The following is a 21,860-nucleotide window of genomic DNA, read 5'->3' as shown; positions in this document are numbered from 1 at the left end:
GCCTGGATTATTCGTCGCCCTCTGCAGGCCAATCCCGGATATAGGCCTTGAGCATCTTGTTCTCGAAGCTTTGCGCCTCGAAAACGGCTTTTGCAACGTCGTAGAACGAGATGACCCCGTGCAGGGTTTTCGCGCTGACGACCGGCACGTAACGCGCGTGCCGCTCGAGCATGAGCCGGCGCACTTCGTTGACCTCGGTATCCGGTGTGATGGTGATCGGGTGGTCGTCCATGCGCTTGCGCACGGTGTCGCTGCCGATCGAACCCTTGTTCTCGTACAAGGTCTTCATGACCTCGCGGAAGGTCAGCATGCCGACCAACTCGCCGAATTCCATGACCACCAGCGAGCCGATGTCCTTCTCGGCCATCGTCTCGACCGCCTTCTGAAGCGGCGTTTCCGGCGTGACGGTATAGAGGATGTCGCCCTTTACCTTCAGGATCTCTGATACTTTCATAGCGTCGTCCCAGGATGAAAGTTGTTGTTGTGTCCTTTGAATGTAGCCCAAGCGGAAAGAAAAAGCCAGCGCGCCCCTCCATGCGCCTTCCTTCCTGATAAATTGCACGCAATCCGGATGTCCTGTCGTTCGCATGACAGCTCGATCATGCGTTCAATGCTAGCATGCAAGGGTTCAACATTCGAGCCGTGCAAGACTGATCTAGAACAAGTTTTGGAGTCAAACAACCGATGAGTGCCCCGAAATATCCAGGGTTCGACACCCTGTCCCTGCACGCAGGTGCAGCTCCGGACCCCGCCACCGGCGCGCGGGCCACGCCGATCTACCTGAGCACCTCGTTCGTGTTCAAGGATTCGGACCATGCGGCATCCCTGTTCAACATGGAACGCGCAGGTCATGTCTATTCCCGCATCTCCAACCCGACCAACGCGGTGCTGGAGGAGCGCATCGCCGCGCTTGAAGGCGGCGTCGCGGGGCTTGCGGTGGCAAGCGGACAGGCGGCCATGCACCTCGGGCTGGCAACCATCGCCGGAGCCGGCTCGCATGTGGTGGCATCGCGCGCCCTCTATGGCGGCTCGCAAAACCTGCTGGCGTATACGATGAAGCGGTTCGGCATTGAAACCACCTTCGTCGATCCGCGCGACCTCGATGCCTGGCGCAAGGCGATCCGGCCGAACACCAAGGTGCTGTTCGGCGAGACGCTCGGCAATCCGGGACTCGACGTACTGGACATTCCGAAGGTAGCGGCGATCGCGCATGAACACTACCTGCCGCTGATGGTGGATTCGACCTTCACCACGCCTTACCTCCTGCGCCCGTTCGACCACGGCGCGGACCTGCTCTTTCACTCGGCGACCAAGTTCCTGTGCGGCCACGGAACGGCCATCGGCGGACTGCTGGTCGACGGCGGCACCTTCGACTGGCAGCAGGCCTATGAAAAGACCGGGCACTTCGCGGAACTGTGCGAGCCGTATGACGGCTTCCACGGCATGGTGTTTTCCGAGGAATCCTCCGTGGCGCCCTTCTCGCTGCGGGCGCGGCGCGAAGGCCTGCGCGACTTCGGCGCGGTGATGAGCCCGCACAATGCCTTCGCCATCCTGCAGGGCATCGAAACCCTCAGCCTGCGCATGGACCGGCATGTGGCCAATACCAGGAAGATCGTGGAATTCCTTGCTGTCCATCCCGCCGTCGATTCGGTGTCCTACCCGGAGCTCGAATCGCATCCGGACCACGCGCTGGCAAAGACGCTGCTGCCGAAGGGATGCGGCGCCGTCTTCTCATTCAGCATCAAGGGCGACCGCGCCGCGGGCCGGCGCTTCGTGGAATCGCTCAAGGTGTTCTCCCACCTTGCCAATGTCGGTGACGCCAAGTCGCTGGTCATCCATCCCGCATCGACCACGCATTTCCGGGTACCGACCGAACAGCTTGCGGCGTCCGGCATCACGGAAGGCACGATGCGCCTGTCGATCGGCCTCGAAGATGCCGACGACCTGATCGAAGACTTGGGGCGCGGCCTGAAGGCTGCCCAGAAGGGAGCATGAGATGCTGCTGAACGTACAGGGACAGGAAACCTACTGCTACACCGGCGGCAAGGCGTTCAATCCGGAATTGCCGACCGTCGTCTTCATCCACGGCGCGCAGCACGACCACTCGGTATGGGCGCTGCAGACGCGCTATTTCGCCCATCACGGCTTCGGCGTCCTCGCCGTCGACCTGCCCGGCCATGGCCGCAGTAAGGGCAGCCCGCTGGGCAGCGTCGAAGCGCTCGCCGACTGGCTGCTGGCACTGCTCGACACGGCAGGCGTGCAGAAGGCCGCGCTGGTCGGCCATAGCATGGGCTCGCTGATCGCGCTGGAAGCAGCATACCGCGCGCCGGGACGCATCACGAGGCTCGCCCTCGTCGGCACCGCGTATCCGATGAAGGTGTCCGACGTGCTGCTGGAGGCCTCGCTGAACGAGGAACAGACCGCGATCGACATGGTGAACATCTGGTCCCACTCGACGATGGCGCAGAAGCCGTCCTGTCCGGGCCCCGGCTTCCATGTCATGGGCGGCAATCAGCGCCTGATGCAGTACGTCTCGCGGCGCAATCCAGCGAAAGTCTTTCACACGGATTTTTCCGCTTGCAACAACTACTCGAACGGCGAGGCCGCGGCAAAGTCGATCGGCTGCCCGGCGCTGCTCCTGCTCGGAACGCGCGACATGATGACGCCGCCGCGCGCAACGGCGACGCTGGCCAAGGCGATCAACGGCGCCAGGGTCGTGCACATCGACAATTGCGGACACAACCTGATGGCCGAACAGCCCGACGCCGTGCTCGACAACCTCTATGGCTTCATGAAGGGCTAGCCGGCTGCTGCCAGCCGCGCTTTCTGGAAATGCGTGGACAGGGTCTCGCCGAGGCCCTGCTCCACCGCGGCTTCCACCGACTTCGCCAGCCTTTCGTTGCCGGCGGCATTGAATACGAAGACCCGGTAGACATCCGCCACCTTCAGTTTTTCCGGATTCACCATCAGGGCCCAGGTATCCAGCCCGTCGGTGATGCGCTTGCCGAACTGCGTGCGCTTTGGCGCCTCGGCCTTGATGCGCCCCACCCATCCGGCTTCCAGCATCTTCTGCAAGAGCGCTTCGGATTCGTCAAAACCCAGCCGGGTTTTTGCGCGAATGGTACGCGCGTCAACCGCGGCGCTGCTGCCTTCGGCCCGCGCATCGTGCAGCACTTCCAGGATCGCCATCGCATCGATGAACGCGCTCCCCGGCCCGCCGACATGCCACCAGCGCTCGTATTTGACGACCGGCAGCGCCGCCGCCAGCACCGCGCCGATCAGGGCAATCAGCCACGATACATAGATCCACAGCAAGAAGATCGGCAGGGCCGCGAGCGCACCGTAGATCACCGTGTAGGTGGGAAAGTTGGCGACGAAGACGACGAACAGGCGCTTGGCGATCTCGAACGCCACCGCGGCGAGCAGCCCGCCGGCGGCGGCGTCGCGCCAGTCGACGGTGCGGTTGGGCACCGCGACGTACAGCAGCGTGAATGCGCCCGTCGTCAGCAGGACGGAAATCAGCGTGTAGACTGTCGCGCTGAGCAGGGGAACGTCTTTCACGTAATCGCCGGTTGCCGTCAACAGGTAGGACGTGGACGTGATCGACACGCCGATCATCAGCGGGCCCAGCGTCATGATTGCCCAGTAGACCACCATGCGCTGGGTGAATGAACGTACCGACTTGACGCGCCAGATATGATTGAACGCGCGGTCGATGGTCATCATCATGATGATCGTGGTCAGGATCAGGCCGATGGCGCCGACCGCAGACAGGCGCGTGGCCTTGCTGGCAAACTGGTTGATGTTGCCCAGGATGGTATTGGCGATGGCCTTGGGCATCACGCTTTGGATGAAATACGCTTCCAGCGATGCCCGGAAGGCATTAAACATCGGAAAGGTCGTGAAGATGGCCAGCGCCACGGTGACCATGGGCACCAGCGCCAGCACAGTCGTCAAGGTCAGGCTGCCCGCTACTTGCGGCAAGCGTTCCTCGTTCAGGCGGCGCGTGGCGAAACGCCAGAGCCCGCGGATGTCCTCGATCGGGAACCGGCTGAACAGGGGATGGTTGAACAGAGACGCGCGACCGGTATTCTGCGTGTGCGGCATTGCTTCCTGCTTGAATTTTTGTCCAGTAAAGCATCCTATAATACCAAGCATGATTGCTTCAGACCTTTCCATTCTTGTCCTCTATTACTCCCGTCACGGTTCCACCCGCAAAATGGCCGAATTCATCGCGCGCGGCGTGGAAAGCGTGCCGGGCTGCGAAGCCCGCCTGCGCACCGTCCCCGCCGTCTCGACGGTGACGGAAGCCACTGAACCGGACATCCCGTCCAGCGGCTCGCCCTACGTGGAACTGCGCGACCTCGAGGAATGCGCCGGCCTTGCCCTCGGGTCGCCGACCCGCTTCGGCAACATGGCGGCGCCCATGAAATACTTCCTCGACAGCACCTCCGCGCAGTGGCTGTCGGGCGCGCTGGTCGGCAAGCCCGCTTGTGTCTTCACCTCCACCGGCAGCCTGCACGGCGGCCAGGAGGCTACCCTGTTGTCCATGATGATTCCGCTTCTCCACCACGGCATGCTGGTGCTCGGCCTGCCCTATACCCATCCCCAACTCATGACCACCGCAAGCGGCGGCACGCCTTACGGCGCCAGCCACTGGGCCGGCGGCAACGGTTCGAATCCGGTAACGGACGACACCAAGCTGCTCGCCGTCGCGCTCGGCCGGCGCCTCGCAGAGACCGCGTCGCGGTTGAGGAGCGCATGATGCAAAAGGGCTTCTATGTCGGTTCGGCCGCCAGCCTGGTGCTGCTGATCCTGCTGTGCGTCGCCTGGGAACTCGTGCTGGCGCCGCTGCGTCCCGGCGGTTCCTGGCTGGTGCTGAAGGTCATCCCGCTGCTGCTGCCGCTGCGCGGCGTCATCAAGCGCGATCTCTATACGATGCAATGGTCGTCGATGCTGATCCTGCTGTATTTCGCGGAAGGCATCGTGCGCGCCACCAGCGACAAGGGGCTGTCCGCCACGCTCGGCTGGGCCGAGGTCGCGCTGACCTGCGTTTTCTTCGCCTGCACCATCCTTTACCTGCGGCCGTTCAAGAAGGCCGCCAAGAAGCTGGCGCAGCAAGCCATCCAGAAAGCTTCCAAATGAATGCATTCCTCGAAAAATGCCGGGCTGCGATCGGCGACGGCCATGTGCTGACCGCAGAAGCGGACATGGCCGGCTACCTCACCGACTGGCGCCGCCGCTTTACCGGCAAGGCGCTTGCCGTCGTCAAGCCGGGCAATACGGAACAAGTCGCGGCCATCGTCCACCTGTGCAATGAATACCGCGTGCCCGTCGTGCCGCAGGGCGGCAATACCGGGCTGGTGCTGGGCAGCGTGCCGGACGAGAGCGGGAGCGCGATCGTGATGTCGCTGACCCGCCTCAATCGCATCCGCAATGTCGACACGATCAACAATACGATGACGGTGGAAGCCGGCTGCATCTTGGAACAGGTGCAGAATGCGGCGGCGGAATCGGGCCGGTTGTTTCCACTGTCGCTCGCGGCCGAGGGCAGTTGCACCATCGGCGGCAACCTTTCCTCCAATGCCGGCGGCACGGCCGTGCTCCGTTACGGCAATTCGCGCGAGTTGTGCCTGGGACTCGAAGTCGTGACCGCGCAAGGCGAAATCTGGGACGGACTGCGCGGACTGCGCAAGGACAACACGGGCTACGACCTGCGCGACCTGTTCGTGGGCGCCGAAGGAACCCTGGGCATCATCACCGCCGCGGTGCTCAAGCTCTTTCCGCAGCCGCAGGCGCAGTTGACGGCGCTGGCCGCCATGAGCACACCCGAGGATGCGCTGCGCCTGCTCTCCCTCGCGCAACAGAAATGCGGCCCGATCCTCACCGGCTTCGAACTGATGTCGGACTTCTGCCTGCAGCTGGTCGCCAAGCATTTCCCGCAAATGCGCCTGCCCTTCCCGCAGAACTATCCGCAGTACGTCCTGCTGGAGCTGTCGGACAACGAATCGGAAGATCACGCCAATGCCATGCTCGAAGCGCTGATCACCGATGCGCTGGAACAGGAGATGATCCAGGACGCCGCGGTGGCGTCGTCCATCGCGCAGTCCAAGGCCTTGTGGAACCTGCGTGAGCATATTCCACTGGCGCAGGCGGAGGAAGGCAAGAACATCAAGCATGACGTGTCGGTGCCGATCTCGCGCATCGGCGACTTCATCCGTGAAACGGATGTCCTGCTGCAGCAGCAGTTCCCCGGCTGCCGCATGGTCACCTTCGGCCATCTCGGCGATGGCAATCTGCATTACAACGTATCGCCGCCGGAACAGGGATCGCAGGACGCGTTCATTGCGCACCAGGAAGCGATCAACCGGGTGGTGCACGACAGCGTCAATCGCTTCGGCGGTTCGATCTCCGCGGAGCACGGGCTTGGCGCGCTCAAGCGCGATGAGATCCGCCGTTACAAGTCCGCGGTGGAAATCGGCATGATGCGGGCCGTCAAGCAGGCGCTCGATCCGCTTGGCATCATGAATCCCGGGAAGGTCGTATGAGGCGGCCCGGCATCCGGTTGCTGTGCCTCATCGCGGGCCTCATTGCCTCGGCGCCTGCGGCAGCCATTTTCAAGTGCGAAACGGGCGGCAAGGTTTCGTACAGCGACATGCCGTGCGACGGCGGCAAACACCTGGACATCAACACCGCGCCCGTCTCCGGCGATAGCGATGCGGGCCGGCAGGCAGCACGGGAAAAGGAACAGCTGCAAGCCCTTGAGCACGAGCGGCACAGACGGGAGACGGCCGAGCAGCGCGAGCTGAAGAAGGCATCGCGCGCCAGCGCGGCAAGGCACAAGAAATGCGAAGCGCATGCCCGGCGCCAGCGCATGGCGAACGACGATGTCAGGAAATCCACCGGCCTCGCCAACGAGCAGGCGAAGATCAAGGCGCAGCGGGTGACCGCGGACTACGAAGCGGCATGCGGCAGGTGGTACGAGCGGGAACTTGGACTGGGGCGGTAGGCGCCGCCTTACTCGCCGTCGAGCAGTTCGATCAACGCATGCAGCGACTCGGCTTCCGCCTCGTCCAGCACCGAGGCGTGTAATGACAAGTCCCGGGCGACGTCACGCAGCCGCCACTGTATTTCGCTTGTCGCGACCGCGGTTTCGAACAGGATCTGCGCGCTGCGCGTCTCGAAGAAGCGGCTGCCCTCATGCAGGCACACGTCGAGCCCGGTGCTGCTGAACGCGCGCCGGATGCCGATCATGCGGCGTTCCATGTCCGCCAGCATCTGCCGCGCTTTTTTGGATTTCAATCCTTCCCCATCCAGCAGTTCCTGTCCCAGCTTCTGGACTGACACGATGCGGTCGTACATCGCCTGCACGCGGTGCCGCTCCTCACCCGTGGGTTCGCCGCTCTCATCGTTTGACTGGCCATCGCCGCGCGCCGACTGCATCGCCACTGACACCACTGCACCAAGTTCGCGTGCGAATTCGCCGGGGAGGATTTTCAGCGCCAGCTCGGCGCGCTGCAGGGGCTTGTCCTTGTCGAGAAAGATCCCGGCGATCATTTCGGCCACGGAAATCACCTGACCGGCAGGGCTGATGCTGTTCCCGGCGATCTGCCGCGGATAGCCGCCGCCATCGAAACGCTCATGATGCTCATAGACGGCCTGCGCGACGCTGGCCGGATAATTCTCGAGCCCCGAAATGAGCATCTGCCCGATGCGCGGATGGACGACCACATGCCGCCACTCGTGCGGATACAAGCGGCGGTTGTTTTGCAGGTATTCCGGATCGATATACAGTTCGCCGATGTCGTGCAGCAGGCCGGCAAGCGCAACCACGGTCTGGTCGGTCATGCTCAGCCCGAACTTCCTCGCGAGGCAAATGGAAAGCAGGCTGACCATCACGCTGTGTTCGAGGGCCGACTGTCCCCCGCGTTCGATGATGGTGAGCATGGTGCTCATCGCGCTGCCGAACTGGATGCCCGACAGGATCTGCACCGGCGAGACGCCACCGACGGTGCGCATGATGGAATGCACCGGTTCCACCGTATCGGCGATGCGCTGGGCTTCGGCGGCAATGAGCTCGACGCTGACGCCGGAGTCGACGGCAATGCTGGACTCGAACGGCTTGCTCAGCTTGCGCATCGTAAGCCGCTCCTGCAGCACGCGCGAAATCTTTGCCCCTTTGGCGACGAGCTTCATGCCGCGCGCGTCGTAAATATCTTCCGTCGCAGTAATGTCCGCCTGCTCGGCAAGGCTCAGCACCTTGTCGAGATAGTACTTGTTGACGGATGTTATGACGTGCTCTTCCGGCATCGCTGGTTCCGGGCAAAAGGCGGCCCAGTTATTTCCAAGAAGAAATAATTATACGCATAGTATCTGCGGCTGTGATCAGGTTTGCACCGTTTTGGCACAGATGTCGCGGAAGGAGGTGGTGGCCTGCCCAGCAGGAGTCGAACCTGCGACCTACGGCTTAGAAGGCCGTTGCTCTATCCAGCTGAGCTATGGGCAGTGCGATTGCTCGGGAAGATGGCGATGCGTACGAAGGTGCGATCGCCGGGGTCTTACCGGAAATGAAGCCTGCGGATATTACCTCTATTGGCATCAGGTTTCAATGACTGCGCCGGGCATCATCGCCGCGAATTGCCTTCACGCATGAATCGTTCGAACCGATCCACCGGCAGCGGCCGGCTGAGGAAGTAACCCTGGATCACGTCGCAATCCTGCGCGCGCAGGAAGTCGAGCTGTTCGCCGGTCTCGACGCCTTCCGCGATGACGTCCAGCTTCAGGCTGTGCGCAAGCGCGATCACGGCTTTGGCGATCGCCGCGTCGTCGGGGTCTACGGTGATGTCGCGAACGAAGGACTTGTCGATCTTCAGTGCATCGATCGGAAAACGCTTGAGGTAGCTGAGGCTCGAGTAACCGGTACCGAAGTCGTCGATCGACAGGTGAACGCCCATCGCGCTCAGCTTGTGCAGGGTTTCCGCCGCTGCTTCCGGACTCTCCATCACGACGCTCTCGGTGATCTCGAGCTCCAGCCACGCCGGCGGGCATCTGGTTTCTACCAGGATGTCCGACACCACCCGCACGATGTCCTGTTGCTTGAATTGACGCGCCGAGAGGTTGACTGCCACCCTCATGTCCGGGAACAGCCCGGCATCGTGCCACCGCCGTTTCTGCGCACAGGCTTGCCGCAGCACCCACTCGCCGATCGGTACGATCAGCCCGGTTTCTTCCGCGATCGGAATGAAGTCGACGGGAAAAACCATTCCCTGTCCCGGCTGCTCCCAGCGCAGGAGCGCCTCGGCGCCGGTAACGCGGCCGGTAGCGATGTCCATCTGCGGCTGATAGTGGAGCACGAACTCCCCGCGCTCCAGCGCGCGCCGCAATCCCGTTTCCAGCTTGAGACGATCGAGCGCCCGCGAATTCATCTCGAATGCATAGAACTGGAAGTTGTTCCTGCCTGCATCCTTTGCCCGATACATCGCCGTGTCCGCATTCTTGAGCAGAGTCTGGCTGTCGTGCCCGTCCTTGGGATACATGCTCACGCCGATGCTGCCGGTCGGGTAGAACTCGTGGCCCTGTATCGTCATCGGGCGCGACAAGGCAGCGAGGATCTGCTGTGCCATGATGGCCACCGCGTCTTCCCGCCTGACATCCGGCCGGATCAGCACGAATTCGTCGCCACCCAGACGGGCGACGGTATCGCCGGGCCGCGCACAGGCCGAGAGGCGGCGCGCAACCTCGACGATGATCTTGTCGCCGACGTCGTGCCCCAGGCTGTCGTTGATGTTCTTGAAGCGATCGAGGTCGATCAGCATTACCGCAACCTGCCCTTTCGCGCGCTCGGCGAATACGATCGCCTGTCCCAGGCGGTCGAGCAGCAGCGACCGGTTCGGAAGGCTGGTGAGCGCATCATGGTTCGCGAGGTGCAGCAGTTCTTCCTCGATCTGCTTGCGGCGGGAGATGTCTTCGACCACCGTGCTGTAATACTTGGGATTGCCATCATCATCCTTCACCATCGAACTGGTGAGATTGACCCAGATGTAGTGCCCGTTCTTGTGGAGGTAACGCTTCTCGCGCGTTTTCTCGGAGAGCTCGCCGTCGATCATCCGCCGCGCCAGTGCCCAGTCCACGACCAGATCTTCGGGATGGGTGATGTCCTGGAATCCGAGATTGAGCAGCTCCGCGCGCGAATAACCGACGATTTCGCACAGTTTGTCGTTCACCATCAACCACCGGCCTTCCGGCGCAACGTGCGCCAGGCCGACGGCCGCCTGGTTGAAGGCGACGCGAAAGCGCTCCTCGCTCTCGCGCAGTACGGCTTCCGCCGCCAGGCGCTGCGTAATGTCGCGCACCACCGCCACCAGCAGCTGGCGCTCTTCCGACTGGATGGCGCGCAGATAAACCTCGACGGGCAGACGGGAGCCATCCTTGCGCTGGTGGACGGTCTGGATCATGCCGGTCTTGCTTTCCGAGCGGATGACCTCGTCGAAGCGCCGGTTGATGCGTTCAAGCTCGCCTTCGTCCGGCTTGAGGTCCTGCGGGCCGAGCCGCAGCAGTTCCTCGTGGGTGTATCCGAGCGTCTGCGATGCGGTTTCGTTGGCATCGATGAAGCGCATCTGCGCGCGGTCGATCAGGTAGACGGCGTCGATGGAACTGTCGAGCGCCATCCTGAACCGGCGCAGCTGTTCCTGCGAACGGATGCGCTCGGTGATGTCCTGCGCCATCAGCAGCAAAACATTTTCCTGCCTCAGCAGCGCGGTCGACAGGTCGAACTCGAAGTAACGCTTGCCGCCGTCGTCGGGGATGCTGACCAGCAGGTCCCGTGTCTGCTCCCCGGTCGCGAGCGCGTGCCTCAGGCGCTCGGTCAGTTGACGGCTCCAGACGACGGATGTCAACGGCTGCCCGATGACATCGCTGTCCTGCCCTACTCTGAACATGCGGCACATCGCATGGTTGATGGAACGGATCTTCAACTCGGCATCGACAACCATGAGGCCGGAAGGCATCGAGGCGACGATCTGCTCGGCGTAATTCTTCACACGCAGCGCCTCGGCCCGGTCCGCGTGGAAATAGGTATCGAGCGCCAGCACCATGTCGAAGCAGACCAGCTTCAGGACGGCGTCGTAGCTGCGGAAGAATTCCTCCCGGTCGTCCGCGAACAGGCGGGAGAGGATGGTCGCCAGCTCGGAGAGATACTTGCGATACGCGCTGACGTACCACTTCGGCTCGAGCGCGATCATCTGGTGCGCAAGGCCGACGCGGAGCCGGTCCTTGACGTACTCCTCGTCGTAGACACCGGATGTGAGGCGTTCGAAATAGGTGCGCTGCGCCTGCTTGAGGCGGCTGAGCTTGAGCGGGTCGCTCAGCATCGCCCTCAGTTCGGGGAATTGGAACAGGTAGTCGTGGAAGGCGTCGGCGAGCTGCTGCTGGTAAGGCTCCAGCAGGACATGCAGCCTGCGCAGGCGGATCACGTCCTCGTCGCCGAGTTCGAGGGCAGCCTTGCGCCTGCCGATATCAGTGAGGTCGAGGCCGATCTCGACCAAGACCAGGTCAACCAGCGCCTCCAGCTTCTTCATGCGGCGGCCCCGCGCACGTGCGCCTGCAGAAGCGCGCACCGTACAGGTGCCAATTGGTCTCCCATTTGCATTTTTTGTAGTATCCGGACAGTTTGCGGGACCAGGCATGATGCGCATGGGCCCGGTACAGCTGGATGAGGAAGTTCTCTCACATTGTGCCAGCACTCATGAATGATGCCTAGCGGCATCATTCAAAGCGTGCACAAAATGCACTGCGGAATGTTCAGCGGAAAAACACAGGTGAAGAAGCAGAAGGGAAAAATTGGTCGGGGCGAGACGATTCGAACGTCCGACCACCTGATCCCAAATCAGGTGCGCTACCAGGCTGCGCTACGCCCCGAGAGACAAGCATCATACCGGCAGGTGGCACTCCGGTCAATTTTATTGCCCTGATGCTGGGAAATGGCGGAGGATGCGACCATGCTTCGCACCCTCCTTGCGCCTCAGGCGGCGAGCTTGTCGGCGATGCGACGCGCCATCCTCGCCGCATCCTCGGCGTTGCGCGCTTCCACCATCACGCGGATAAGCGGTTCGGTGCCGGAGGCACGGATCAGGACGCGGCCGTTGTCGCCCAGCTCGGCTTCGACGATTTCCTTCTCCGCGACCACCGCGGCCTTTTTTTGCCAGTCGAAGCCGGGGGTCACCTTGACGTTGACGAGGGACTGCGGGAACAGCACCAGGTCCGCCGTCGCTTCGGCCAGCGTCTTGCCGCTGCGCTTCAAGGCCGAAAGGATTTGCAGCGCAGACACGATCCCGTCGCCGGTCGTATGCTTGTCCAGGAACAGCAGGTGGCCTGATCCTTCGCCGCCGATGAGCCAGCCGCGTTCATGCAGGACTTCAAGCACGTAGCGGTCACCCACCTTGGCGCGCGCAAAGCCAACGCCCATCTGCTTGAGCGCGACTTCCAGTGCCATATTCGTCATCAGGGTACCGACGACGCCGGCGACCGGCGCCGCCTTCATCCGGTCCTTGACCATCACGTACAGCAATTCGTCGCCGTTGTACGGGCGGCCGGTGGCATCGACCATCAGCAGGCGGTCGGCATCGCCGTCGAGAGCGATGCCAAGGTCGGCCTGGTGTTCTTTCACGGCGGCCGACAGGGCCGCGGGTGCGGTGGCGCCGACAGCGTCGTTGATATTCAGTCCGTTCGGCTTGTTGCCGATGGCGATCACTTCCGCACCGAGCTCGTGGAAGACGTCGGGCGCAATGTGGTAAGCCGCGCCGTGGGCACAGTCGACCACGATCTTCAGGCCTTTCAGGTCCAGCTCGTTCGGGAACGTGCTCTTGCAAAACTCGATATACCGTCCCTGCGCATCGAACAGGCGCTTGGCCTTGCCCAGCTTTTCAGATGACACGCAGTCCATCGGCTCTTCGAGCAGGGCCTCGATCGACGCTTCAACCGAGTCGGGCAGCTTGTTGCCGGAAGCCGAAAAGAACTTGATGCCGTTGTCGTCGTAAGGGTTATGCGAAGCCGAAATCACGACGCCGGCGGAAAGACGCAAGGCGCGGGTGAGATAGGCAATGGCCGGTGTGGGCATCGGGCCGGCGAGCATGACGTCGACGCCCGCGGCGGCAAACCCGGCTTCCAGCGCCGCTTCCAGCATGTAGCCGGAGATGCGGGTGTCCTTGCCGATCAGTACCACAGGCTTGCTGCTGCTTGCCTCCTCCTGGGTCAGCACCTTTCCGGCGGCATAGCCGAGCTTCATCACGAGATCCGGTGTAATCGGAAGCGTACCGACACGGCCTCGCACGCCGTCGGTCCCGAAATATTTACGCGTCATGTTCTACCCCTGTTTTGTATTGGCGACCGCTGCCCACACCTTGAGCGCGTCGACTGTTTCTGCGACATCGTGCACGCGGATGATCCGCGCCCCGCGCGCCGCCGCGGCCAAGGCGGCAGCCAGGCTGCCGGCCAGGCGCTGCTCCACTGGCTTCCCGGTGATCGCTCCGATCATTGATTTCCTCGATACGCCGGCGAGCACGGGAACGCCGGTCTCAACCGACATTTTGTCGATATCGCGCAGGAGCGCAAGATTGTGATCAACGGTTTTCCCGAATCCGAAGCCCGGATCGACACAGAGACGCTTGCGATCGATGCCGGCCGTTTCCGCAGCCTCCACGCGCTCACGCAGGAATTGCGTAACTTCCCGTGTCACGTCCTCGTATTCAGGCTTGAGCTGCATGGTTGCCGGATCTTTCTGCATGTGCATGATACACAACGCGCAGTCCGAATCGTTGACAGCCGTCAACGCTCCTTCCGCGCGGAAACCATTGATGTCGTTGATCATGTCCGCTCCCGCAGCGATGGCTTCCCGCATCACTTCGGGCTTGTAGGTATCCACGGACAGGGCTTTCCCGCAGTCGCGCAGCGCGAAGAGCACGGGCATGACCCGGCGCAGTTCTTGATCCAGCGGCAAAGGAGCCGCGCCCGGCCGGCTCGACTCGCCGCCGATATCGATGATGTCGACGCCGTCCGCGATCATCTGCTCGGCGCGTGTCAGCGCAAGGTCGAGCGAAGCAAAATGTCCGCCGTCGGAGAAGGAATCCGGGGTGACATTCAGCACCCCCATGACGAGCGGCCGCGCCTCGCCGGTGAGCGGATAGCGGAAGCGGCCGCATTGAAAGTAGCTTGATTTCATCTGGAGCAAAGAAAAAGGGCGAGGATTTCTCCTCACCCTTGTCAGACAGGAAGCGGAAGCCGCAAAGGCTTACGCGGGTGCCGTCGCGTTCGGTGAAACGCCGCCGGATGCGCTGTCCGAGGGGGAGCGCTTGGCCGGCACGCCGGCTTTCGGCGGACGGGGCTCGTGGCCTTCCATGATGTCGTTGATCTGGTCAGCGTCGAGCGTTTCCCACTCGAGCAAGGCCTTGGCCATGACCTCGACCTTGTCCTGGTTCTCTTCCAGCAGGCGGCGCGACAGTGCGTACTGCGCATCCAGGATGGAGCGGATTTCCTGGTCCACCTTCTGCTGCGTCGCCTCGGACACGGTCTTGGACGTCATGCGGCCGAAGTAGGCGTCCTGCTCGCTGTCTTCGTACACCATCGTGCCCAACGTTTCGGACATGCCGTAACGCGTCACCATCGCACGCGCCAGCTTGGTCGCGCGCTCGAAGTCGTTCGACGCGCCGGTGGACATCTGGTGCATGAAGATTTCTTCCGCGATGCGGCCGCCGAACAGGATGGCGATCTCTTCGAGCATCTTGTCCTTGTCCATGTTCACGCGGTCATGTTCCGGCAGCTGCCAGGTCAGGCCGAGGGCGTAGCCGCGCGGCATGATGGTGACCTTGTGGACCGGATCGGCCTTGGGCAGCAGCTTGGCCACCACTGCGTGGCCGGACTCGTGGTAGGCCGTGTTGCGGCGCTCCTCCTCGCGCATGACGGCGGACTTGCGCTCCGGGCCCATCACGATCTTGTCCTTGGCATCCTCGAAATCCTGCATCTCGACCAGGCGCTTGTTGCGGCGGGCGGCAAACAGTGCCGCCTCGTTGACGAGGTTGGCCAGGTCGGCGCCGGAGAAGCCGGGCGTGCCGCGGGCCAGGATATCAGCCTTGACGTCGGGCGCGATGGGCACCTTGCGCATGTGCACGTACAGGATCTGCTCGCGGCCGCGGATGTCGGGCAGGCCGACCATCACCTGGCGGTCGAAGCGGCCCGGACGCAGCAGCGCCTTGTCGAGCACGTCGGCACGGTTGGTCGCCGCGATGACGATCACGCCGGAATTGGCTTCGAAGCCGTCCATCTCGACCAGCAGCTGGTTCAGGGTCTGCTCGCGTTCATCGTTGCCGCCGCCCATGCCGGCGCCGCGATGACGGCCGACCGCGTCGATTTCATCGATGAAGATGATGCAGGGGGAATGCTTCTTCGCGTTCTCGAACATGTCGCGCACGCGGGAGGCGCCGACACCGACGAACATTTCGACGAAGTCGGAACCGGAGATGGTAAAGAACGGCACCTTCGCCTCGCCGGCGATGGCGCGTGCCAGCAAGGTCTTGCCGGTACCCGGGGGGCCGACCATCAGCACGCCGCGCGGAATGCGGCCGCCGAGCTTCTGGAACTTGGTCGGGTCGCGCAGGAAGTCGACCAGCTCCTGCACTTCTTCCTTCGCTTCGTCGCAACCGGCAACGTCGGCAAAGGTGACGGTATTGCTTGCCTCATCGAGCATGCGGGCCTTCGAGCGGCCGAACGAGAATGCCCCGCCCTTGCCGCCACCCTGCATCTGGCGCATGAAGAACACCCAGACGCCGATCAGCAGCAGCATCGGGAACCAGGAAATGAAGACCTGGGACAGGAAGGACTGCTCTTCCGGCTGCTTGACGTCGAACTTCACGCCATTGTTGATCAGGTCGCCGATCAGGCCACGGTCGAGATAGGTGACCGCGGTCTTGATGCGCTTGCCGTCGTTCGTGGTGGCGATGATGGTGCGATCTTCGATCGTCGCTTCACGGATCTGACGCGCCTTCACTTCGTCCAGGAAGTCCGAGTAGGGAATCGGCGTTGCGCCGCCCGCCAGCGTTCGACCGTCGAACTGCTTGAAGACGGTGAAAAGCACCAGGGCGATGACGACCCAGATGGCGGCTTTCGAAAACATGTTGTTCACTAGAACTCCTTAGACGCAATAGCGCCCATTTACATGACTTGTAAAATTGATTCTACCCGCATTGACCGGCGCTTGCCAGCTTGAATAATCCGGCGGCGGGCCGGATGGCAGGGGGAAACAGCCGGGGATGAGGCGGGAACCGGCAAAGCAGTGCGAACCAAACGCGGGGCATATGGGGCCGGCATCCCTGAAATCAAGACTTTGTCAGATGAATAACTTTCCAATCCGCAATCAACCCAGTCAAGCCGGATTTTTCAGCACCTTCCCGAGCAGGAAGATTTCGGAGGACTTGTCCCTGCTCGCCTTGGGCTTTTTCTGCAGGACAATCTTGAACTCCTGACGGAACTTGGCAAGGATTTCGTTGAAACCTGTGCCATTGAAACATTTGACGAGTAGCGCTCCGGAAGGTTTCATGTGGGCGCGCGCGAAGTCGATCGCCAGGTCGATGATGTGCTCGACCCGCGCCGCATCGGTGATGGCGACACCGGAAAGGTTGGGCGCCATGTCGGACAGCACGAGATCCACCTTGCGCCCCTCGAGCACCTCCTCCAGCGCATCCAGCACGTCCTGCTCGCGGAAATCGCCCTGGATGAAATGCACGTCGGCGATGGGATCCATCGGCAGCATGTCGAGGCCGATGATGGTGCCGTTGATGCCGCCGCCCTCTTTTCCCGCCAGCTTGTTGCGCGCGTATTGCGACCAGCTCCCCGGTGCGCATCCCAAGTCGACGATGACCTGGCCGGGCTTGATCAGCTTCTCGCTCTCGTCGATCTCCTTGAGCTTGTAAACGGCGCGCGCCCGGTACCCTTCCTTCTGCGCCTGCTTGACGTAGGGATCGTTGATGTGGTCGTGCAGCCAGTTTTTGTTGAATTTGTTCTTTGCCATTCGCGTAGAATACCGCTTTTAAGGAATGTGAATCATGTTGAAACTGACACCCGCAGAGCGCAGCGCGCTTCGCTCCGAAGCCCACGGCCTCAACCCGGTCGTCATCATCGGCGATGCCGGCCTGACGCCCGCCGTGCTGAAGGAGATCGACTCCAGCCTCGACGCACACGGCCTGATCAAGGTCCGCGTCTTCGGCGATGACCGCGAAGCACGCATCGAAATCTACGAAACGATCTGCGACAAGCTCGGCGCCGCGCCGATTCAGCACATCGGCAAGCTGCTGGTGCTCTACCGTCCGCAGAAGGAAGCGCAGAAGGAGCGCAGCGACAAGCGCGGCAAGGGCTTGCGCGAAGTTACGATCGTCAAGCCCAGCCCCAGCGGCACCAAGCGTCCGACCGTGACGAAGGTTGTCCTCAAGGGGAACGAGCGCGTCACCTCGGGCGGCAATGTGAAGCGCGCGAAAAAGCGTCAGACCAGCCAGAAGAAATCGGCGCTCGGCCGGACCTGATTTGGAGCCCGGCGGTGCTCAGCGAAGCTTCCAGACGAGCAAGCCGCCAAGAATGCTCTGGATGAGGTAGAACACACTTGCTATGCCGTGCAGGAGTCCGAAGCGCGATCGTGCGTCCGGCTCCATCACCCCGCCCACGGCAGCCTCCTTCAATGCAGCCATGAAAGGCTGCAATCCGAAATAGCCGACCAGCGTACAGGCGAGCATGGCCAGCGCGATCCACACAGCCTGCTTGCCCGCCTTCGAAGCCCCCTCTTCCTTTGCGCGCAGCAGCGCGATCAGGACAACGGCGCAAACCACCGTCACCCACGCCTCGATCCTGAAGAGTTTGCCGGCGATCGATCCCGCCAGCATCTTGTCCTCCAGGCTGGCGAACAAGGTCGGGGCGACGATATATCCGATCGTCCACAGGCTGCCCACCCACAGGGTGGCGATCAGCATGCGGATACGGGCAGCAGCCATGTGGTTCAGATGTAGCGGACTTCGAGGACTTCGTACTCGCGGATGCCCGACGGGGCGTTGACTTCGACCACGTCGCCGGCGTACTTGCCGATGAGCGCGCGGGCGATCGGGGAAGTGATGGAAATCTTCAGTTCCTTCAGGTCGGCCTCGTCTTCGCCGACGATCTGGTACGTCACCTTGTTGCCGGACTCGAGGTCTTCAAGATCGACCGTCGACGCGAACACAATGCGGCCTTCCGCATCCAGCGTGGTGGGGTCGATGATTTGGGCAGCGCCCAGCTTGCCTTCCAGTTCCGCGATGCGGCCTTCGATGAATGCCTGGCGTTCCTTGGCCGCGTCGTACTCCGCGTTTTCGGACAGGTCGCCCTGCGCGCGCGCTTCGGAGATCGCGTTGATGACCGCGGGACGGTCCTTGGTCTTGAGGCGGTGCAGCTCTTCCTTCAGCATTTCCGCGCCGCGCTTTGTGATTGGTACTGTGCTCATAAATTCTGTAGACGAAATGAAAACCACAGAGGTCACAAATAACCCCGGGAAACCCGGAGTCGTCTGTGACCTCTGTGGCAAGTTATGGACTGTAGAGGTTTAGTGTAAAGACTTATGCAGGCCTTGTAAATCGTAGACGTGCAACTCGTCCAGATGGCGCATGCCTTCGACCGCAGCCTCCGCACCGGCGATGGTGGTGTAGGTCGTCGCGCGTGCCATGAGTGCCGAGGTACGGATCGCGCGCGAATCGGCGATCGCGGTACGCTTTTCCTCCACGGTGTTGATGACCATGACAATCTCGTTGTTCTTGATCATATCGACAATGTGGGGGCGCCCCTCGACGACCTTGTTGATCGCCGCGACCGGAATGCCTGCAGCGCTGATGGCGGCAGCCGTACCCTTGGTGGCCACGAGCGAGAAACCCAGCTCGACGAGATCCTTCGCCACCTGCACCGCACGCGGCTTGTCGCTGTTCTTGACGCTCAGGAAGACCTTGCCCGACTTCGGCAGCTTCACGCCTGCGCCAAGCTGCGACTTGACGAATGCTTCGCCGAAGGTCTTGCCCACACCCATGACTTCGCCGGTCGACTTCATCTCCGGGCCGAGGATGGTATCCACGCCAGGGAATTTGTTGAACGGGAAGACAGCTTCCTTGACACTGTAGTACTCCGGCACGACTTCGTTCTTGATGCCCTGGCTGTCGAGCGACTGGCCGACCATGCAGCGCGCGGCGATCTTCGCCAGCTGCAGGCCGGTGGCCTTCGACACGTACGGCACGGTGCGCGAGGCGCGCGGATTCACTTCCAGCACGTAGACGATGTCTTTCAGCTGGCCTTCGACTTCCTGCTGCTGGATCGCGAACTGCACGTTCATCAGCCCGACCACGTTCAGGCCCTTGGCCATCAGCGAAGTCTGGCGCTTCAGTTCATCGATGGTTTCCTTCGACAGCGAGTACGGCGGCAGCGAGCAGGCGGAATCGCCCGAGTGCACGCCGGCCTGTTCGATATGTTCCATCACGCCGCCGATGAAGGTGCGCTGCCCGTCGGACAGGCAGTCCACGTCGACTTCGATCGCATCGTTCAGGAAGCGGTCGAGCAGCACCGGCGAATCGTTGGATACCTTCACCGCTTCCCGCATGTAGCGCTCGAGGTCGCGCTGCTCGTGCACGATTTCCATTGCACGGCCGCCCAGCACATAGGACGGGCGCACGACCAGCGGGTAGCCGATTTCCTGCGCCAGGCGCAGCGCATCTTCCTCGGTGCGCGCGGTGCGGTTCGGCGGCTGGCGGAGGCCGAGTTCGTTGAGCAGCTTTTGGAAACGCTCGCGGTCTTCGGCGGCATCGATCATGTCGGGCGAGGTGCCGACGATGGGCACGCCGTTCGCCTCCAGGTCGAGCGCCAGCTTCAACGGTGTCTGGCCGCCGTACTGTACGATCACGCCGTACGGCTTTTCCTTGTCGACGATCTCCAGCACGTCTTCCAGCGTCAACGGCTCGAAGTACAGGCGGTCGGAGGTGTCATAGTCGGTCGACACGGTTTCGGGGTTGCAGTTGACCATGATGGTTTCGTAGCCATCGTCGCGCATCGCCAGTGCCGCGTGCACGCAGCAATAGTCGAACTCGATGCCCTGGCCGATGCGGTTGGGGCCGCCGCCGAGCACCATGATCTTCTTCTTGTCGGTCGGCTGCGATTCGCACTCTTCATCGTAGGTCGAGTACATGTAGGCCGTCCTGGTCGCGAATTCGGCGGCGCAGGTATCAACGCGTTTGTAGACCGGGCGCACACCGAGTTCGCGGCGTTTGTCGCGCACCGCCTTGTCGGTAGTCTTCAGCAGCTTGGCCAGGCGGCGGTCCGCGAAACCCTTCTGCTTCAGCTTGAACAGCGTCGCCCTGTCGAGCGCGTCCAGCGACTGGGTTTCCAGCCACAGTTCGATGTCGACGATTTCCTTGATCTGCACCAGGAACCACGGGTCGATGTGCGTCAGCTGCTGCACTTCTTCCAGCGAGAAACCTTGCGCAAAGGCGTCGCCGACGTACCAGATGCGTTCCGGGCCGGGTTCGCCGAGCTGTTCTTCGATGGTCTCGCGATCCTTGGTCTTTTCGTTCATGCCGTCCACGCCGACTTCGAGGCCGCGCAGCGCTTTCTGGAACGATTCCTGGAAGGTGCGGCCGATCGCCATCACCTCGCCCACCGACTTCATCTGGGTGGTCAGGTGGCTGTCGGCCTGCGGGAACTTCTCGAACGCGAAACGCGGCACCTTGGTGACGACGTAGTCGATGCTCGGCTCGAACGATGCCGGCGTGGCGCCGCCGGTGATTTCATTGCGCAGTTCGTCCAGCGTGAAGCCGACGGCGAGCTTGGCCGCGACCTTGGCGATCGGGAAGCCGGTGGCCTTGGATGCCAGCGCCGATGAACGCGACACGCGCGGATTCATCTCGATGACGATCATGCGGCCATCCTTCGGATTGACCGCGAACTGGACGTTGGAACCGCCAGTGTCGACGCCGATCTCGCGCAGAACCGCCAGCGAGGCGTTGCGCATGATCTGGTATTCCTTGTCCGTCAGGGTCTGTGCCGGAGCGACCGTGATGGAGTCGCCGGTGTGCACGCCCATCGGGTCGAGGTTCTCGATCGAGCAGACGATGATGCAGTTGTCCTTCTTGTCGCGGACGACTTCCATCTCGTACTCTTTCCAGCCGATCAGGGATTCCTCGATCAGCAGTTCGGAGGTCGGCGAAGCTTCGAGGCCGCGCTTGCAGATGGTTTCGAATTCTTCCGGATTGTAGGCAATGCCGCCGCCGGTGCCGCCCATGGTGAACGACGGACGAATGATGACCGGGAAGCCGATCACCTTCTGCACCGCCCATGCCTCATCGAGCGTATGGGCGATGCCCGAACGCGCGGAACCGAGGCCGATCTTGGTCATTGCATCCTTGAACTTCAGGCGGTCTTCCGCCTTGTCGATCGCTTCCGGCGTCGCGCCGATCAGTTCGCAGCCGTACTTGGTCAGCACGCCGTTGCGGTGCAGATCGAGTGCGCAGTTGAGCGCGGTCTGGCCGCCCATGGTCGGCAGGATCGCGTCCGGGCGCTCCTTGTCGATGATGCGCTCCACGACTTGCCAGGTGATCGGCTCGATGTAGGTGACGTCGGCCATCTCCGGGTCGGTCATGATCGTCGCCGGGTTGCTGTTGACGAGGATGACCTTGTAGCCTTCCTGGCGCAATGCCTTGCAGGCCTGCGCGCCGGAGTAGTCGAATTCGCACGCCTGGCCGATGATGATCGGGCCGGCGCCAATGATCAGGATGCTTTTGATGTCTGTGCGCTTAGGCATTTTTGTGTTTCTCCATCATCGC

Annotated in this window: 18 protein-coding genes and 2 tRNA genes; 7 read left to right on the top strand and 13 right to left on the bottom strand. The window is 62.3% G+C overall.

Annotation, left to right across the window (positions count from 1 at the left end; translation table 11 throughout):
* Nucleotides 1-7: 7 nt before the first annotated feature.
* Complete coding sequence (locus VFF99_RS12570; protein ID WP_325018370.1) at nucleotides 8-454, bottom strand: CBS domain-containing protein; 447 nt, start codon at nucleotides 452-454, stop codon at nucleotides 8-10.
* 230 nt (nucleotides 455-684) lie between these two features.
* Between VFF99_RS12570 and VFF99_RS12565 the strand changes: the two genes are divergently transcribed.
* Together VFF99_RS12565 and VFF99_RS12560 are read left to right on the top strand one after the other, a co-directional pair.
* Nucleotides 685-1,995, top strand: coding sequence for an O-acetylhomoserine aminocarboxypropyltransferase (locus tag VFF99_RS12565; RefSeq protein ID WP_325018367.1), 1,311 nt, complete (start codon nucleotides 685-687; stop codon nucleotides 1,993-1,995).
* A gap of 1 nt (nucleotide 1,996) precedes the next feature.
* Complete coding sequence (locus VFF99_RS12560; RefSeq protein WP_325018365.1) at nucleotides 1,997-2,803, top strand: alpha/beta hydrolase; 807 nt, start codon at nucleotides 1,997-1,999, stop codon at nucleotides 2,801-2,803.
* Here the strand turns inward: VFF99_RS12560 and VFF99_RS12555 are convergent.
* Nucleotides 2,800-4,107, bottom strand: a complete 1,308-nt coding sequence (locus VFF99_RS12555; RefSeq protein WP_325018362.1) for a YihY family inner membrane protein — start codon at nucleotides 4,105-4,107, stop codon at nucleotides 2,800-2,802. The genes VFF99_RS12560 and VFF99_RS12555 overlap by 4 nt on opposite strands.
* Before the next feature lie 49 nt (nucleotides 4,108-4,156).
* Here VFF99_RS12555 and wrbA point away from each other — a divergent pair, with 49 nt between their 5' ends.
* The 4 genes from wrbA to VFF99_RS12535 are packed head-to-tail and all read left to right on the top strand — an operon-like array spanning nucleotide 4,157 to nucleotide 7,009.
* Nucleotides 4,157-4,765, top strand: coding sequence for an NAD(P)H:quinone oxidoreductase (wrbA, locus tag VFF99_RS12550; protein ID WP_325018360.1), 609 nt, complete (start codon nucleotides 4,157-4,159; stop codon nucleotides 4,763-4,765).
* Nucleotides 4,762-5,145: a DUF2069 domain-containing protein gene (locus VFF99_RS12545; protein ID WP_325018358.1), complete on the top strand. Its 384-nt coding sequence runs from the start codon at nucleotides 4,762-4,764 to the stop codon at nucleotides 5,143-5,145. The genes wrbA and VFF99_RS12545 overlap by 4 nt, the downstream gene beginning before the upstream one ends.
* Nucleotides 5,142-6,548 (top strand): FAD-binding oxidoreductase, encoded by a 1,407-nt coding sequence (locus VFF99_RS12540; protein ID WP_325018356.1) that lies wholly within the window; start codon nucleotides 5,142-5,144, stop codon nucleotides 6,546-6,548. The genes VFF99_RS12545 and VFF99_RS12540 overlap by 4 nt, the downstream gene beginning before the upstream one ends.
* The gene (locus tag VFF99_RS12535; protein ID WP_325018354.1) at nucleotides 6,545-7,009 is read left to right on the top strand and encodes a hypothetical protein; all 465 of its coding nucleotides are present in this window, start codon (nucleotides 6,545-6,547) and stop codon (nucleotides 7,007-7,009) included. The genes VFF99_RS12540 and VFF99_RS12535 overlap by 4 nt, the downstream gene beginning before the upstream one ends.
* A gap of 8 nt (nucleotides 7,010-7,017) precedes the next feature.
* On the opposite strand, the gene VFF99_RS12530 is transcribed toward VFF99_RS12535, so the two are convergent.
* The 8 genes from VFF99_RS12530 to VFF99_RS12495 all read right to left on the bottom strand — a co-directional run bounded on the left by VFF99_RS12530 (nucleotide 7,018) and on the right by VFF99_RS12495 (nucleotide 17,056).
* Nucleotides 7,018-8,310 (bottom strand): HD-GYP domain-containing protein, encoded by a 1,293-nt coding sequence (locus tag VFF99_RS12530; protein WP_325018352.1) that lies wholly within the window; start codon nucleotides 8,308-8,310, stop codon nucleotides 7,018-7,020.
* 119 nt (nucleotides 8,311-8,429) lie between these two features.
* Nucleotides 8,430-8,506, bottom strand: a tRNA-Arg gene (locus tag VFF99_RS12525).
* Nucleotides 8,507-8,624: 118 nt separating this feature from the next.
* Nucleotides 8,625-11,576, bottom strand: coding sequence for an EAL domain-containing protein (locus VFF99_RS12520; RefSeq protein WP_325018350.1), 2,952 nt, complete (start codon nucleotides 11,574-11,576; stop codon nucleotides 8,625-8,627).
* Between the two features lie 263 nt (nucleotides 11,577-11,839).
* A tRNA-Pro gene (locus tag VFF99_RS12515) sits at nucleotides 11,840-11,916 on the bottom strand.
* A gap of 103 nt (nucleotides 11,917-12,019) precedes the next feature.
* On the bottom strand, nucleotides 12,020-13,357 hold the full coding sequence (glmM, locus tag VFF99_RS12510; RefSeq protein ID WP_325018349.1) for a phosphoglucosamine mutase: 1,338 nt from the start codon (nucleotides 13,355-13,357) through the stop codon (nucleotides 12,020-12,022).
* A 3-nt stretch (nucleotides 13,358-13,360) separates the two neighbouring features.
* On the bottom strand, nucleotides 13,361-14,215 hold the full coding sequence (folP, locus tag VFF99_RS12505) for a dihydropteroate synthase (RefSeq protein ID WP_325018347.1): 855 nt from the start codon (nucleotides 14,213-14,215) through the stop codon (nucleotides 13,361-13,363).
* A 69-nt stretch (nucleotides 14,216-14,284) separates the two neighbouring features.
* Entirely contained in the window at nucleotides 14,285-16,171 is a 1,887-nt protein-coding gene (ftsH, locus tag VFF99_RS12500) for an ATP-dependent zinc metalloprotease FtsH (RefSeq protein ID WP_325018345.1), read from the bottom strand.
* 240 nt (nucleotides 16,172-16,411) lie between these two features.
* The gene (locus VFF99_RS12495; RefSeq protein WP_325018344.1) at nucleotides 16,412-17,056 is read right to left on the bottom strand and encodes an RlmE family RNA methyltransferase; all 645 of its coding nucleotides are present in this window, start codon (nucleotides 17,054-17,056) and stop codon (nucleotides 16,412-16,414) included.
* A gap of 34 nt (nucleotides 17,057-17,090) precedes the next feature.
* Between VFF99_RS12495 and yhbY the strand changes: the two genes are divergently transcribed.
* Entirely contained in the window at nucleotides 17,091-17,564 is a 474-nt protein-coding gene (gene yhbY, locus VFF99_RS12490) for a ribosome assembly RNA-binding protein YhbY (RefSeq protein WP_325018342.1), read from the top strand.
* An 18-nt stretch (nucleotides 17,565-17,582) separates the two neighbouring features.
* Here yhbY and VFF99_RS12485 read toward each other — a convergent pair whose 3' ends face one another.
* The 3 genes from VFF99_RS12485 to carB all read right to left on the bottom strand — a co-directional run bounded on the left by VFF99_RS12485 (nucleotide 17,583) and on the right by carB (nucleotide 21,838).
* The gene (locus tag VFF99_RS12485; protein ID WP_325018340.1) at nucleotides 17,583-18,026 is read right to left on the bottom strand and encodes a DUF4149 domain-containing protein; all 444 of its coding nucleotides are present in this window, start codon (nucleotides 18,024-18,026) and stop codon (nucleotides 17,583-17,585) included.
* A gap of 5 nt (nucleotides 18,027-18,031) precedes the next feature.
* On the bottom strand, nucleotides 18,032-18,508 hold the full coding sequence (gene greA / locus VFF99_RS12480) for a transcription elongation factor GreA (RefSeq protein ID WP_325018339.1): 477 nt from the start codon (nucleotides 18,506-18,508) through the stop codon (nucleotides 18,032-18,034).
* Nucleotides 18,509-18,607: 99 nt separating this feature from the next.
* Nucleotides 18,608-21,838 carry a carbamoyl-phosphate synthase large subunit gene (gene carB, locus VFF99_RS12475; protein ID WP_325018337.1) on the bottom strand — a complete coding sequence of 1,077 codons (3,231 nt, stop codon included), beginning with the start codon at nucleotides 21,836-21,838 and terminating at the stop codon, nucleotides 18,608-18,610.
* Nucleotides 21,839-21,860 lie beyond the last annotated feature (22 nt).

It is taken from the genome of Noviherbaspirillum sp. (assembly GCF_035654295.1).
Classification (GTDB): domain Bacteria; phylum Pseudomonadota; class Gammaproteobacteria; order Burkholderiales; family Burkholderiaceae_D; genus Noviherbaspirillum.
Note: the sequence above shows the minus strand (reverse complement) of the source record. Positions and strands in the feature narration are given on the sequence as shown.

Excerpts from the sequence above, each read along its gene's own strand:
- VFF99_RS12570 (WP_325018370.1), bottom strand. The coding sequence starts at position 454 with ATGAAAGTATCAGAGATCCTGAAGGTAAAGGGCGACATCCTCTATACC.
- VFF99_RS12565 (WP_325018367.1), top strand. The coding sequence starts at position 685 with ATGAGTGCCCCGAAATATCCAGGGTTCGACACCCTGTCCCTGCACGCA.
- VFF99_RS12560 (WP_325018365.1), top strand. The coding sequence starts at position 1,997 with ATGCTGCTGAACGTACAGGGACAGGAAACCTACTGCTACACCGGCGGC.
- VFF99_RS12555 (WP_325018362.1), bottom strand. The coding sequence starts at position 4,107 with ATGCCGCACACGCAGAATACCGGTCGCGCGTCTCTGTTCAACCATCCC.
- wrbA (WP_325018360.1), top strand. The coding sequence starts at position 4,157 with ATGATTGCTTCAGACCTTTCCATTCTTGTCCTCTATTACTCCCGTCAC.
- VFF99_RS12545 (WP_325018358.1), top strand. The coding sequence starts at position 4,762 with ATGATGCAAAAGGGCTTCTATGTCGGTTCGGCCGCCAGCCTGGTGCTG.
- VFF99_RS12540 (WP_325018356.1), top strand. The coding sequence starts at position 5,142 with ATGAATGCATTCCTCGAAAAATGCCGGGCTGCGATCGGCGACGGCCAT.
- VFF99_RS12535 (WP_325018354.1), top strand. The coding sequence starts at position 6,545 with ATGAGGCGGCCCGGCATCCGGTTGCTGTGCCTCATCGCGGGCCTCATT.
- VFF99_RS12530 (WP_325018352.1), bottom strand. The coding sequence starts at position 8,310 with ATGCCGGAAGAGCACGTCATAACATCCGTCAACAAGTACTATCTCGAC.
- VFF99_RS12520 (WP_325018350.1), bottom strand. The coding sequence starts at position 11,576 with ATGAAGAAGCTGGAGGCGCTGGTTGACCTGGTCTTGGTCGAGATCGGC.
- glmM (WP_325018349.1), bottom strand. The coding sequence starts at position 13,357 with ATGACGCGTAAATATTTCGGGACCGACGGCGTGCGAGGCCGTGTCGGT.
- folP (WP_325018347.1), bottom strand. The coding sequence starts at position 14,215 with ATGAAATCAAGCTACTTTCAATGCGGCCGCTTCCGCTATCCGCTCACC.
- VFF99_RS12495 (WP_325018344.1), bottom strand. The coding sequence starts at position 17,056 with ATGGCAAAGAACAAATTCAACAAAAACTGGCTGCACGACCACATCAAC.
- yhbY (WP_325018342.1), top strand. The coding sequence starts at position 17,091 with ATGTTGAAACTGACACCCGCAGAGCGCAGCGCGCTTCGCTCCGAAGCC.
- VFF99_RS12485 (WP_325018340.1), bottom strand. The coding sequence starts at position 18,026 with ATGGCTGCTGCCCGTATCCGCATGCTGATCGCCACCCTGTGGGTGGGC.
- greA (WP_325018339.1), bottom strand. The coding sequence starts at position 18,508 with ATGAGCACAGTACCAATCACAAAGCGCGGCGCGGAAATGCTGAAGGAA.
- carB (WP_325018337.1), bottom strand. The coding sequence starts at position 21,838 with ATGCCTAAGCGCACAGACATCAAAAGCATCCTGATCATTGGCGCCGGC.